The organism is Nocardia sp. NPDC050435 (assembly GCF_040655395.1).
GTDB lineage: Bacteria > Actinomycetota > Actinomycetes > Mycobacteriales > Mycobacteriaceae > Nocardia.
This window is the reverse complement of sequence record NZ_JBFAJW010000002.1, coordinates 480,600-493,190: the sequence shown is the minus strand read 5'-3', so window position 1 is coordinate 493,190 and position 12,591 is coordinate 480,600. Positions and strand designations below refer to the sequence as shown.

The following is a 12,591-nucleotide window of genomic DNA, read 5'->3' as shown; positions in this document are numbered from 1 at the left end:
ACTGTTGCCGCAGGCTCCGGTCCGGTTGGATCGGCACGGACGCCGCGACCCGAATTCGAAAGCCGAGACCTATGCGCTCACCGTTTGTCCTGCTCGCCGCCTGTGCGCTGGCGCTCGCGCCGACCGGGACTGCCGGCGCCACCGGATGGGGCCCGCTGGCGCCGCCGAATCCACACCTGGGGCCGGTCGGCACCTCGACGATGCACGGGGACGCGGGCTCCTCGGACGCGACGCCGTTCGCGGGACCCGGAACCGGTCCGGTCTCTGTCGCGGCCTACCCCCTGGCCTCGGCCTGCCCGACGATTCTGCAGGGCTCGGACGGCCTGGTCGTGGCGCTGTGCACCGCGATCGCCGGCCAGACGCCGACCGTGCACCTGCTGGATCCGGGCGGCAGCGCTCCGATCGGACTCTCGCTCGCGTCGCTGGAGCTCGCGAAAGGCAGTCTGCTCGGGGGTGTTTACGCGTACCTGGACGACGCGAACCGGCTGGTCGCCGTCGACGGAGACCGAAAGCTCCTGCGAATCGGGCATTCCCGGGAATCCGGGCGCTGGCGCCTGACGGTCGAGGCGAGCACCGATCTGTCCGGCGCGATTCCGCTGGGCGACAACGTAACCGGGCTGGTGCCCGATTGGTCCGGCAATGTCTGGTTCGCCACGGGCAAGGGCGTGGTCGGGTTCGTCGCGCCCTCCGGCGCGGCAGCAACCCTGGGGCTGCCCGCGGGTGAGCAAGTGGCAAACAGTATTTCGGCCGCGCCGAGCGGACGGATCGCGGTCGCCACGACGCACGCGCTCTACGAGTTCGCCGCGACGGGCGGGCGGCCCGAGATCCTGTGGCGGGCGCCCTATGAGCGCGGGTCGGCGCGCAAGCCGGGTCAGCTCAGCTGGGGAACCGGTTCGACGCCTACCTATTTCGGACCGGGCGACGGCGCCGACTACCTGACGATCGTCGACAACGCCGACGATCAGGTGCGGGTGCTGGTGTTCCGTTCCGGCAGCGGCGAGCTGGTGTGCTCGCGGCCGGTGCTCACCAAGGGCGGTGCGGGCAGCGAGAATTCGCCGATCGGAATCGGCCGGTCCGTCTTCGTCGCCGGCACCTACGGCTATCCCTATCCCGCGGTGCCGGAGGGCGCCGGACCGGCCGTGCCCGCCAGTGCGCCGTTCCGGGGCGGGATGACCCGGGTCGACGTGGACGAAAACGGTTGCCGCACCGTCTGGGAGAACACGGTGCGCAGTGCGGCGGTGCCGCATCTGTCCACCGCGGACGGCAAGCTCTACACCGTCAGCCGGGTGGGCCTGGACACCACGACACCGCTGGACGGTTATCTGTTCACGGTGCTGGATCCCGAGACGGGCGCGGTGCTTTCGAACCGCCCGCTGCCCGGCACGATCGTCGACGATCCGTTGCAGACCTCGGCGTTGATCACCAGCGGCGGGCGGGTGCTGCAGGGCACGATCACCGGAATCCTCCGCATCAGCTGAACTTTCACGGTCCGCCTGTGGATATCTGCGGCCGCCCTGTGGAATTCGGCGTGACACCCGGGAAAGCCCAGGTCGGGCGGTGTGCGCGGGAATCGTGGCCGTCCGGCCGGTGAGCGGCGGGATTTCGGCGACGGCGCAGGTGGCGACGCTGTCCCGTTCGCGCCGTTCGCCGGATGTACGCGAGCCTGTGGATAGGTGGGGTCGAACTGTGGATAACGTCGCCGCGCGACGGGTGTTTACCCTGGCTGCGGCCACGCGAACCGAACTGGGGAGGGAAAGCCGGTGGGCCGCACCGGGTGTGCGCACTCGGGTGGCGCAACTGCGCCGCATCGCGGTCGCGGCGCAGGTGGTGACCGATTTCGCGCGGTGTGTGGAAGATCGGCGCAACTGAGCCCGGATCGAGGCTGTGGCACGGACTGGGGAGCGATCGGCGACCTCGTCGGGGCGCCGGCGGGGTTGTCCACAAGGGGGTTGGCTCGGTGCTGGCGGGGATGACCACCGCACGAAATCGGGCATCCGGATATGTCCGCCGACGAGCAGTGAAAACTCCGCTGAGGCGAAGATCACATCGCCGATCCGAGTTGCGGTCGTGCTGCTGTCCGGGGTCGGCGGGGGCGGCGGGGACCCGGCCGTTCTGTAACTGGTTATCGTTCGGGTAGAGCTGGCTGGAGTATGTACAGGGGTGAAACGACAAGCGCGCATCTTGCAAATTGGCCCATAAACAAACTTCAAGTTGCTTTCGTCTGGTCTACTTTCCGGCAATCATCGCGGTCGACCCTGAAGTCGCAGGTAAAGAGGCCTTATCGAGAGTGTGGCGAAGGTGAACGGCGGGATCCGGCAAATCCGACCGGCGACGATCGTTGCGTTTGGGACATACCTCTGCAATCGATTTTCGTCACCGATAAACCGCGGCCGCAACGGCCCTGTTCAGCGCCCCGATAGGGCAGCCATGGGTTAGCTGGAAGAGTGAAAAACACGCTGCTCACCAGGGTTTGCTGGCAAGCTGCTAAATACGCTTGACACCCGTGCGGGGGGTTGCGTAGGGGTAACGATTGTGTAGAGTTAACGCCAACGCTGGCCGCAGCTGAGCTGGACTCGCTGCGGCCAGCGGAACTCAAATGGGGGGTTCCGCAAACGCACTGTTACCAGCGTTGCTGTCGTGCTTCCGTCCCCGCTTCGCTCACCGTGTGCTCGGCGTTGTCTGCCAGGGTTTGCCGGCCGGAACCGGCGCTCGGTCGCCGTCCTCGCGCAGTGCCGCCGCTCGGCCCGGGCCGAACACGTACATCAGGAACGCCACCTCGGCGAGCAGTCCGATGCCGATCCGCAGCGGTGCCGGCAGGCCGCTCGGCGTGACGAAACCTTCCAGCAGTCCGGAGACGAACAGCACCGCGGTCAAACCCAGGGCGATGGTCGCGGTGGCGCGGCCCTGCCGGGCCACCGCCTCCAGGCGGCTCAGCCGGCCCGGATCGATCAGCGTCCACCCCAGCTTCAAACCCGCGCCGCCGGCCACGAAAACCGCTGTCAGCTCCAGCATCCCGTGCGGCAGCAGATAGCCGAAGAACGCGTCCAGCCGCCCGGCCTCGGCCATCAGGCCGCCGGTGATGCCGACGTTCACCGCGTTCATCACCAGCAGATAGATCACCGGCAGCAGGAGCACGCCGGTGAACAGGCAGATCGCTGTCACCCACGCGTTGTTCGTCCAGACCTGTGCCGCGAACGCGTCGTTCGGGTGCTCGGTGTAGTACGTCTCGAAACGTCCGCCCGGTGCGGTGATGTCGGTGTTGTCCGCCGGAATGCCGAACAGGTCCCGAGCCGCGCCCGAGCCGCGCACCCACTCCGCCAGACCCGCCGTCAGCAGGACGAACAGGGCGCCGGCGGTCGCCCACCACACCCAGGTCCGGTACACGGCCGCCGGGAACGCCTGTGTCCAGAATCGGCCGAATTCCGCCCAGGCGTCGGACCTGGTGCTCAGCACCTTGCCGCGGGCCCGGGTCAGGATCGCGCTCAGCCCGGCGATCAATTCCGGTTCCGGACTGTGCGATTGCAGCCGGGCCAGCTGCTGGGAGGTCCGCCGATACAGTGCGACCAGTTCCTCGGCCTCCGCGCCGGTGAGCTTCCCGCGCCGGGACAGATAGTCCAGGCGGTCCCAGGACCGCCGATGCATCACGCTGTAGGCGTCCACGTCCATTTCGGTTGCCTCCCATACCGCCGATGGGAAGAATGCTAGTCACATGGCTGAATTCACCACCGGGGAAGCTGTCTCGCTCGAGCTGCCCATCGCCCGGATACCCACCCGGGCCACCGCGTTCCTCGTCGACGTGCTGGTTCAGTTCATGCTGGGCGCGATCGTGTTGATGGCCGTCGGCATCACCCTGGCCCAATACGAACCCGATGAGGCATGGGCCGCCGCGATCGTCCTGCTGACCGTCGTCGCCATCCTCGTCGGCTACCCGGTCGCCTGCGAAACCCTCACCCGGGGCCGCAGTCTCGGCAAACTCGCGGTCGGCCTGCGCGTGGTGCGCGCCGACGGCGGCCCCATCGGCTTCCGGCATGCCCTGACCCGCGGCCTGACGGGCGCCATCGTCGACTTCTGGGTGCTCGGCGGTTTCGGCGTGATCGCGGTCGTCAGCTCGCTCTGCTCCCCGAACGCCCGCCGCGTCGGCGACGTCCTGGCCGGCACCGTCGTCGTGCACGCCCAGCAGCCGCTGCCCCGCCCCGCCCTGGCCGTCCCGCCGGCCTGGCTGATCGGCTGGGTCACCCAGCTCGATCTCACCGGCATCCCCGAGGATCTCGCCTTGGCGGTCCGCCAGTACCTGACGCGCCTGCGCACGCTCACCCCCGCCGCCCAGGCCACGCTCGGACACCAACTGGTGCAGGCCGTGTGCACACGAATCCAGGTCACGCCGCCCACCGACTACCCCCCGGTGCAGATCCTCGGCGCGATCATCGCCGAACGCCAGCGTCGCGCGCTGACGCCGACCGGGCCCAACCTCGTGCGTATCGGCTAGAAGCCGCTGCACCTCAGGTGCGCTGACGGCGGCCGGGCCCAGCCTGCGCCACTCGCGGTGCGCCAGATCCTGCCGATACGCACGTCCGCGTCGGCTGCTATTCCCTTGTCGCCGTGTCTGGTTGAGCCCGGCGGGGTGTCGGAACCTGAAAGGGTGGTGGCGGCGGTGCCCTACCGGACTGACCTCCCGGGCACGAGGCGAAGGCCCGAGCTGTCCGCGGTGCCCCGCTGTGGTCCGGTTTCGGGCATTCGGCGGAGAGCAGGCGGAACCGGGTAGTGGAATCGTGATCGACACGCTGACTGGAACCGCAATATGACTACGAGGTTCACGTTGGCGCCGGATCACAGCGGGGCGGAGTCGGGGTGGCGGCGTTCGTGCTGTTCGCGGTAGGTCCGGTGGAAAGCGTGGCGCGCTTCGGGGTCAGCCCGTGAACGGGGGGATGAACTCGCAGGGGACCGGCTGGGGGTGGGCGGGGTCCAAGGCGTTCAGGACGAATCCGGCGGCGCGGGGGCTGCCGGCGATGCCCGCGTGTTCGGAGTAGTCGGCGGGGCAGCCGTCCTGGACGACGATGTTGGTGGCGTTGGGTGCCGGGACCAGGCCCGCGGTGTAGGGCATGACGGCTTCGTCGTAGCGGGTGGCGATATTGGTGTAGGTGACGGTGGGGTCGTAGACGCCGTCGGCGTTCAGGGCGCGCAGGAAATCCGAGCCGCCGAGCATGAGCGGGCAGGCCTGGCAGAGGCCGAAGGTGAGGATGTTGTCGACCGCGGCGGCGGGCTGGCCCAGCCCGCGGGCGAAGGCGCGGATCAGATCGGCGCCGTCGCCCCAGACACCGAGCCAGGGCGGCGCGATGCCGACGAACTTGTCGACCTTGCCGGAGCCGCCGAGTCGTTTGACGTAGTAGTTGCCGACGAAATTGCCCTGGGAGTGGGCGACGATGTCGACGCGCTCCGCGCCGGTCGCGGCGCGCACGCGGTCGATGAAAGCGCCGACCTGCGCGGCGCTCTCGGGGATCGGGCGCATGCCGCCGAGCTGATCGAGCGGCCACGGGACGGCGAGCGCGCCGTAGGTCAGCGAGTAGACGCAGTAGCCCGCGTTGGCGAGCAGCGGCGCGTACACACCCCAGTTGGTCTGCCCGCCGCCGGCCGTACCGTGCACCAGCACAACGGGATTGGGGTGCTCGGCGGTGGGCCGGCAGTTCCAGTCGTTCGCGCCGGGCAGCGACCCGTGCGGGTTGGTCAGCTCGTGCGGGATGCCGGCGAAGAAGTTGTAGTCCACCGGCAGCTCGGCCTGCGCGGGAGCGCTCGCCGCCGTCCACAGGGCGGCCAGGGCGGCGAGAACCGTCAATGCTCGGGGTGTGCGTCGGAGCAGCGAGCGCATGGTGAAACCCTCCGGTCGGAACTGGTTCCGCGAATCTAACTGGAACCGGTTCTACTCGAGGGTGGAATCGCCAACTCAGACAGTGACTACATGGTCCCGGACTGCTTTAGCTCGAGATACTCGTCGGCCAGCGCCTCGGGCAGCAGCGCGGGCGACGCGGAGACGACCGCGATGCCCATGCGCCGCAACGACTCCTGGACCAGCGCGCGCTCGGCCAACACGGACTCGGCGGCGGCCGCGGTGTAGAGATCGCCGAGCCGTTCCCGGCGCGTGGCGGCTGCGGCGATCTCCGGGTCGGTCACCGAGACGACGAGCACGCGATGCCGCGCGGCGAGAACCGGCAGGACCGGCAACAGGTTCTCCTCGACCGCGGCGCCGTCGAGCGTGGTGAACCACACCACCAGGCTGCGGCGGCGGGCCCGCTGGATGACCGCGCGCACCAGACCGGGCGCGTCGGTGTCGACCAGGGCGGGCACCACGCCCGCCAGCGCGTGCATCAGCTTGACCTGCAGCCGATTTCCGCCGATGCCGCGCACCTCGGCGCGGACCTGCCGGTCGTAGGCGAGCAGATCGACCGTGTCGCCGGCGGCGCCGGCGATGCCGCCGAGCAGCAGGGCCGCCTCGATGCTCGCGTCCAGCCGGGTGCCCTCGCCGACCCGGCCCGCGCTGATCCGCCCGGTGTCCAGCAGCATCATGACGTGCCGGTTCCGTTCGGGACGCCAGGTGCGCACCAGCACATCGGTGGCCCGCGCGGTGGCGCGCCAATCGATCGAGCGCACGTCGTCACCGGCGACGTACTCGCGGAACGAATCGAACTCGGTGCCCTGGCCCCGGGTGTTCGCGACGTTGCGGCCCTCGAGGTGCTGCAACCGCTTCACCTTGGACCGCATCAGGCGTTCGCTGCGGAACGGCGGCAGCGCCCGCACCCGCGCGGGCACGGTGCGCCGAGTCTGCCTGCCCGCCAGGCCGAGTGGGCCGAGCAGCCGCAGCGTGACCGGGCCCGCGACCCGGTCACCGCGGTAGGTCGGTGTCAAGGTGGTACGCAGCCGGACCAGGGTGTTGGGCGCGAGATGCAGGCGGTGCCTGCGCCCGCCCGCCCGCGTGCTGTCGGGCCAGTCGTCCCACAGGTAGCCGCGCACGGTGCGGTCGCCGGTGTTGGTGACGACGAGTTCGACCTCGGTGCTGTGGTCGAGCCGCACCACCGTGAGCGGTTCGCGGGTCAGGGTGAGCGCGCGCGAGCGCGCCACCCAGCCCAGATCGATCAGCAGCAGCCAGCCGAGAATCGAGGTGACGAAGATGATCCCGCCCCAGCCGTGCAGGAACACCGCGACCAGCACCGCGCCCAGTGCCGCGACGGCGGCCAGCCGTCCGGTGACGACCACGACTACACCGGAACCGGGACCGACAGCAGCAGCGACGAGAGCACACCCTCGGTCGTGACGCCGTCCAGTTCGGCCTCCGGCTTCAGGTGCAGCCGGTGCCGGAGTACCGCGGTCGCTACGTATTTCACGTCGTCCGGGGTGGTGAAGGCGCGCCCGTTCAGCCAGGCGAACGCGCGCGCGGCGGCCATCAGCGCGGTGGCGCCGCGCGTCGAGGCGCCGTGCTGCACGGCGGGGGAGTTGCGGGTGGCCCGGCACAGGTCGACGGTGTAGGCCAGCACCTCGGGGCTGATCGTCACCTGGGCGATTGCGGCCCGGCCCGCGGTGAGGTGCGCGGGCCCGGCGACGGGGCGCAGCCCGGCGGCGGCCAGATCGCGCGGATCGAAACCGGCGGCGTGGCGCTGCAGGATGCGGAATTCGTCGTCGCGGCCGGGCAATTGGATGTCGACCTTGAACAGGAACCGGTCCAGCTGCGCCTCCGGCAGCGGGTAGGTGCCCTCCTGCTCGATCGGGTTCTGGGTGGCGATCACCACGAACGGGTCGGGCAGCGGCTGCGGTTTGCCGTCCACCGAGACCTGGCGCTCCTCCATCGATTCCAGCAGCGCGGACTGGGTCTTCGGGGGCGTCCGGTTGATCTCGTCGGCGAGCAGCAGGTTGGTGAACACCGGCCCGTGCCGGAAGGTGAACTCGGCCGAATGCGGATCGTAGATCTGGGATCCGGTGACATCGCCGGGCATCAGGTCGGGGGTGAACTGCACCCGCGCGTGCTCCAGATCCAGGGCCGTCGCCAGCGCCCGCACCAGCAGGGTCTTCGCGACACCGGGTACGCCCTCGAGCAGCACGTGCCCGCGGCACAGCAGCGCGAGCACCAGGTACATCACGGCTTGGTCGTTGCCGACGACCGCCTTGCCGATCTCGGTGCGCAACGCGGCGAAGGCCTGCGCGGCCTCCGCGGCGGTGGGGGCTTTGGTGATGTCGGTCCCGGTCATCGGTCCCCTCCTCTAGGGCCGGCGGCGCCGGCCGATGTGCTCGGTGCGTCGGCCTCGATCAGATCGAGCGTCGCGGCGACGATACGCAGGGTGGTGGTGTCGGGCACCGGGCCGTACAGGGCCGGTCCGACCAGGTGCTGTTCGACGCCGGTGCGCGCGCTGACCGCGGCGACGATCTGCTCCGGTTTCGCGTCGGCGGCCAAGCCCAGCCGCGGGCGCATCCGGCGCAGTGTGGCGGCACGCAGTTTCGCGGCGACGTACTCGTGGTCGCCGGAGCGGCGGTACAGCGCGGCCTGTCCGGCCAGCAGCTCGTTCGCCGCGACCTCGACCGGCCGCGGCTCACGCACCAGCGCACCCCGGCGGCGGCCGCGCCACCAGGCCAGCATGGCCCCGGCGATCAGGAATTGCAGTCCGCCGAACGTCAGCCAGGCGGGCAGGCGGCTGAAGATCGAATCCTCGCCGTCGCCGCAGAAGAACCAGCAGGTGTCCTCGTCCTCCGGGGGATCCGGCGGATCCGGCAGCTGCGGGGCCTCGGGCGGTTTCGGCGCGGGCGGTGTGTCGAGCGCACTGAGCGCTCCCCACAGCACCAGGCCCAGCGCGATCGTCGCGAGCACGGCGGCCCAGAATTTCGGGTTCCGCAGCAGTGCCGGGACCGCGGGCAGGTCGCGGCGCGCGCGTGCGCCGACCTCGACCGGATCCTGCTCGACCGGACCCGCTTTCGGCGCCGGCGCGGATTCGGAGTACCGGTCGGCGTGCGCGAGGCGGCGGTATTCGTCCTCGGTGGCCCGGCGGCCGCCGTAGACGACCTCGTCGAAACTGCGTGCCGTGGGCTGGATCTCGGTGCTCACCTCGGGCGGCAGCGCACCCGAGACGTCGTGGCCGGTCTCGTCGGCCGTCCGGGAGCGCCGGACCTCGAGCACGCCGCCCTGCTCCAGGCCGCGCACCATGGCCCGGAAGCGTTCGCGCAGCGCGCGGTCGTAGTCCTGGTTCGCTTCGGCGGCGTCGGCGGCGTTGCGGTGCTGGGCGGCCGGGCCCAGCGGTGGGATCTCGGGCGCGGGCGGTTCCTGTGGCGGACGCCAGAATTCGAGGTCGTCGTTCATCGCACCTGCTCGGGAATCCGGATGTCGATCCCCTCGCGCCGGCAGCGCAGATCGAGATAGCAGACCACCCGGGTGGCCGCCTCGACGATCTCGCCGAAGGCGAGGAACAGCAGCAGCACCGTGGTGGTGAGCGTGACCACCGTCCACATGCGGGTGCCGGAGTAGTCGGAGACGAACAGCCACAGGCCGAACAGCGGCAGCAGCAGCAACAGCAGCAGGCCGCGGTGCGCCAGCCACAGCCCGGCCAGCGACCAGGTCTTCCCGGAGACAAGCAGTTTCGTGCGCGCCTCGGCGGTGGAGCGCGCGGCCTGCTCGGCGAACACGACCGGCGCCGCGACGTAGTGCCGCGCCCGCAGCCAGCCCACGAACGGCAGCACCAGCAGCACGAGCACCACCAGCAGGGCCACCCCGCCGCCGGGCGCCGCGGTGACCAGGAAGGCCAGTACGCCGAAGACCACCGTCCAGATCAGCGTGTAGGGCAGTTCGAACAGCAGCAGCGGAATCGCCGTGGCGCGCAGCCGATGCAGCGCGGCCTGCCAGCCCAGTCGCCGTCCGGCGACATCGGCCAGGCCCAGCGCCACCGTCAGCCCGCGTAGCAGGAAGCGCAGGGCCCACGCGGCGGCCAGCATGGCGACGATCGCGCCCCACCGGATGCCGGCGTCGGAGTCGTCGGTAAAAGTCGCGACGGTCAGGGTGATCCAGACGACGAACAGCTCGGCCAGCACCAGCCCCACCGCCCCGACCGCGGCCAGCACCTTGATGTTGGCCTGTACCAGTGCGAACGGTACGTCGAGTAATTCACGGAAGGTCAACGGGCGCACGGGCACCGTCGGTCCTACTGACCCTGGTGCCGGATCGTCTTCCGCCCCGACGGCACCGGCCGGGTCGGCTGGTAACACCCGGCCGAGTCTAGAGCGTGCGGCCTGGTCCCGTCATCCCAGATAGCGCGGCGATCAGCGCTCGAGCAGGCGTGCGACGACCCGGCGGTACAGCTCGGGTGGCACCTGGGGCAGCCCGAGCAGTGCGCGCAGGTAGACGCCGTCGCCGACCAGGCTGACGATCTGGGCCTGGATCGGGTCGGTGATCTCGGTGTCGAGTCCGCGCTGCCACTTGGCCATCACCTCGTCCATGGCGCGGTCGACCTCGTCGGCGTCGGCGCCTTGCGGACCGTCGAGGGTGCGCATGGCGGCCAGCATGGAGCGCTGCACCGCGATCTCGAGGGCGTCGTCGGCGTTGTCGGGCTGGGGCGCCTGCAGATACCACTCGGCCACCGATCGGCCCTGGGCCACGGCGTTGTCCAGCTGCTGGTCGGAGCGTTCGCCGAGGCGGCGGATCAGGCCGGCGAGCAGGGCGTCCTTGGATTTGAAGTGGTAGAGCAGCCCGCCCTTGGAGACGCCGGCCGCGGCGGCGACGCTCTCCAGCGTCACCTGGGACATGCCCTTTTCCAGCAGCAGTGTCTCCAGGGCGTCCAGGATGCGGTCGCGGGTGCCTGCGGGGTCGCGAGTGGTCACGATCGTCACTGTACCGTCTGGACGGTTAAGCTGGTACTGTACCGGCTGGACGGTTCACCCCCGGAAGCAGAAGGAACATGACCACCAACCACACCGCCGCGTCCGTGCCGGCCCGGGCCACCGCCCGGACCTGGGCCGGGCTCGGCGTCCTCGCACTCGCGCTGCTGCTGATCGCGGTAGACGGCACCGTGCTCGACCTCGCCGTGCCCGCGATCAGCGCCGACCTCGCCCCGACCACGCCGCAGCTGCTGTGGATCATCGACGTCTACTCGTTCGTGCTGGCCGGTCTGCTGATCACCATGGGCACCCTCGGCGACCGGATCGGCCGCCGCCGGCTCCTGCTGATCGGCGCCGCCGGCTTCGGCGTCGCCTCCGCGCTGGCTGCCTGGTCGGTGAGCCCGGACATGTTGATCGCCGCGCGCGTGCTGCAGGGTCTGGCCGGCGCCACCCTGATGCCGGCCACACTCGGCCTGATCCGCGACATGTTCGCCGACGCGCGCCAGCGCACCATCGCCATCTCGGTGTGGGGTGCGATGGCGGGCTCGGGTTCCGCGCTCGGCCCGCTGCTCGGCGGCTGGCTGCTCGAGCACTTCTGGTGGGGTTCGGTGTTCCTGGTGAACCTGCCCGTGATGGCGCTGCTGATCGTGCTCGCACCGCTGCTGGTGCCGGAATCGCGCGACCCGAATCCCGGCCGGTTCGATCTGCTCAGCGCCGGGCTGTCGATGCTGGCGTTGATCCCGATCGTGTACGCGGTCAAGGAGATCGCGGCGCACGGCGTGCGGCCGCTCGCGCTGGTCGTCGCCGCCGTCGGCGTGCTGGCGGGCGTGCTGTTCCTGCGCCGTCAGGCCCGGCTCGCCGACCCGCTGCTCGATCTGGAACTGTTCCGGCTCCCGCCGTTCCGGGCGGCGGCGCTGACCAATCTGCTGTCGGTCTTCGCGCTGGCCGGTGTGCTGTTCTTCGGCTCGCAGTACCTGCAATTGGTGCTGAACCGGACGCCGCTGCAAGCCGGTCTGCTGCTGGTGCCGGGCACGATCGGCAGCATCGCCGGGTCGCTGGGCGCGGCGTGGCTGGTGCGGTTCTGGCGGCCGACGCACGTGCTGTGCGGCGCGTTGCTGGTGGCCGCCGCGGGCGCGGTGCTGTTCTGGCTGCTGCGCGCCGACCCGGCCGCGGGCGTCACGCCGTTCGTCGTCGGCTTCACGCTGATCGGCGTCGGCGCCGGTGTCGCGCTGACGATCTCGGCGGACCTGATCGTCAGCTCGGCGCCCGCCGAACGCGCGGGCAATGCCGCCGCCATCTCCGAGACGGCGCTGGAAACCGGTGTCGCGCTGGGTGTCGCGATCCTGGGCAGCGTGGTGATGGCCGCGTTCCGGCACGGCCTGGACCTGTCCACCGTCCCGGCCGCGCATGCCGGCGCGGCCCGCGAGTCCCTGGGCGGCGCGGTCGAAACCGCCCGTGCGCTACCGGAAGCCGCGGCGAGCGCCCTGCTCGAATCGGCGCGCTCGGCCTTCGTCTCGGGCGTGCACCTGGCGGCCACCGGCACCACGGTCGTCCTGCTGCTGACCGCGGTGATGGTCTACCGGGCCTCGCGGAGCAAGCACCGGTCGGCCTGAGGCCTGCGCGGGTGCGGCCCATTCGGGTCGCACCCGTCGGCATTCCGCTCCGGGGCCGACGCCGGGCCGGATTCTCGCGATCGGTGCGCCGCGACGTGCGACCGGAGCGAGGATCGCGTGTCTGCGGTCCTCAGCCGTT

The 12,591-nt window shown here is 70.7% G+C and carries 11 protein-coding genes; 4 read left to right on the top strand and 7 right to left on the bottom strand.

The window, feature by feature from the left end:
* Positions 1–71: 71 nt before the first annotated feature.
* Complete coding sequence (locus tag AB0I43_RS06640) at positions 72–1,478, top strand: hypothetical protein (RefSeq protein ID WP_356971884.1); 1,407 nt, start codon at positions 72–74, stop codon at positions 1,476–1,478.
* Positions 1,479–1,686: 208 nt separating this feature from the next.
* Complete coding sequence (locus tag AB0I43_RS06635; RefSeq protein WP_356971883.1) at positions 1,687–1,869, top strand: hypothetical protein; 183 nt, start codon at positions 1,687–1,689, stop codon at positions 1,867–1,869.
* 789 nt (positions 1,870–2,658) lie between these two features.
* Here AB0I43_RS06635 and AB0I43_RS06630 read toward each other — a convergent pair.
* Entirely contained in the window at positions 2,659–3,666 is a 1,008-nt protein-coding gene (locus AB0I43_RS06630) for a stage II sporulation protein M (RefSeq protein WP_356971882.1), read from the bottom strand.
* 43 nt (positions 3,667–3,709) lie between these two features.
* On the opposite strand from AB0I43_RS06630, the gene AB0I43_RS06625 reads away from it, so the two are divergent.
* Positions 3,710–4,486 carry an RDD family protein gene (locus tag AB0I43_RS06625; RefSeq protein ID WP_356971881.1) on the top strand — a complete coding sequence of 259 codons (777 nt, stop codon included), beginning with the start codon at positions 3,710–3,712 and terminating at the stop codon, positions 4,484–4,486.
* Between the two features lie 420 nt (positions 4,487–4,906).
* On the opposite strand, the gene AB0I43_RS06620 is transcribed toward AB0I43_RS06625, so the two are convergent.
* The 6 genes from AB0I43_RS06620 to AB0I43_RS06595 all read right to left on the bottom strand — a co-directional run bounded on the left by AB0I43_RS06620 (position 4,907) and on the right by AB0I43_RS06595 (position 10,842).
* Complete coding sequence (locus AB0I43_RS06620) at positions 4,907–5,863, bottom strand: alpha/beta fold hydrolase (RefSeq protein WP_356971880.1); 957 nt, start codon at positions 5,861–5,863, stop codon at positions 4,907–4,909.
* A gap of 86 nt (positions 5,864–5,949) precedes the next feature.
* Complete coding sequence (locus AB0I43_RS06615) at positions 5,950–7,245, bottom strand: DUF58 domain-containing protein (protein ID WP_356971879.1); 1,296 nt, start codon at positions 7,243–7,245, stop codon at positions 5,950–5,952.
* Positions 7,246–7,247: 2 nt separating this feature from the next.
* Complete coding sequence (locus AB0I43_RS06610; RefSeq protein WP_356971878.1) at positions 7,248–8,231, bottom strand: MoxR family ATPase; 984 nt, start codon at positions 8,229–8,231, stop codon at positions 7,248–7,250.
* Positions 8,228–9,331: a DUF4129 domain-containing protein gene (locus AB0I43_RS06605; protein WP_356971877.1), complete on the bottom strand. Its 1,104-nt coding sequence runs from the start codon at positions 9,329–9,331 to the stop codon at positions 8,228–8,230. The genes AB0I43_RS06610 and AB0I43_RS06605 overlap by 4 nt, the downstream gene beginning before the upstream one ends.
* Positions 9,328–10,158: a hypothetical protein gene (locus AB0I43_RS06600; RefSeq protein ID WP_356971876.1), complete on the bottom strand. Its 831-nt coding sequence runs from the start codon at positions 10,156–10,158 to the stop codon at positions 9,328–9,330. The genes AB0I43_RS06605 and AB0I43_RS06600 overlap by 4 nt, the downstream gene beginning before the upstream one ends.
* Before the next feature lie 126 nt (positions 10,159–10,284).
* Positions 10,285–10,842 (bottom strand): TetR/AcrR family transcriptional regulator, encoded by a 558-nt coding sequence (locus AB0I43_RS06595; RefSeq protein ID WP_356971875.1) that lies wholly within the window; start codon positions 10,840–10,842, stop codon positions 10,285–10,287.
* 77 nt (positions 10,843–10,919) lie between these two features.
* Here AB0I43_RS06595 and AB0I43_RS06590 point away from each other — a divergent pair, with 77 nt between their 5' ends.
* Positions 10,920–12,452: an MFS transporter gene (locus AB0I43_RS06590; RefSeq protein ID WP_356971874.1), complete on the top strand. Its 1,533-nt coding sequence runs from the start codon at positions 10,920–10,922 to the stop codon at positions 12,450–12,452.
* Positions 12,453–12,591 lie beyond the last annotated feature (139 nt).

What these genes read in the sequence shown, in the direction of transcription:
- AB0I43_RS06640 (WP_356971884.1), top strand. Translation starts at nt 72, where the DNA reads ATGCGCTCACCGTTTGTCCTGCTCGCCGCCTGTGCGCTGGCGCTCGCG.
- AB0I43_RS06620 (WP_356971880.1), bottom strand. Translation starts at nt 5,863, where the DNA reads ATGCGCTCGCTGCTCCGACGCACACCCCGAGCATTGACGGTTCTCGCC.
- AB0I43_RS06590 (WP_356971874.1), top strand. Translation starts at nt 10,920, where the DNA reads ATGACCACCAACCACACCGCCGCGTCCGTGCCGGCCCGGGCCACCGCC.
- AB0I43_RS06605 (WP_356971877.1), bottom strand. Translation starts at nt 9,331, where the DNA reads ATGAACGACGACCTCGAATTCTGGCGTCCGCCACAGGAACCGCCCGCG.
- AB0I43_RS06630 (WP_356971882.1), bottom strand. Translation starts at nt 3,666, where the DNA reads ATGGACGTGGACGCCTACAGCGTGATGCATCGGCGGTCCTGGGACCGC.
- AB0I43_RS06625 (WP_356971881.1), top strand. Translation starts at nt 3,710, where the DNA reads ATGGCTGAATTCACCACCGGGGAAGCTGTCTCGCTCGAGCTGCCCATC.
- AB0I43_RS06610 (WP_356971878.1), bottom strand. Translation starts at nt 8,231, where the DNA reads ATGACCGGGACCGACATCACCAAAGCCCCCACCGCCGCGGAGGCCGCG.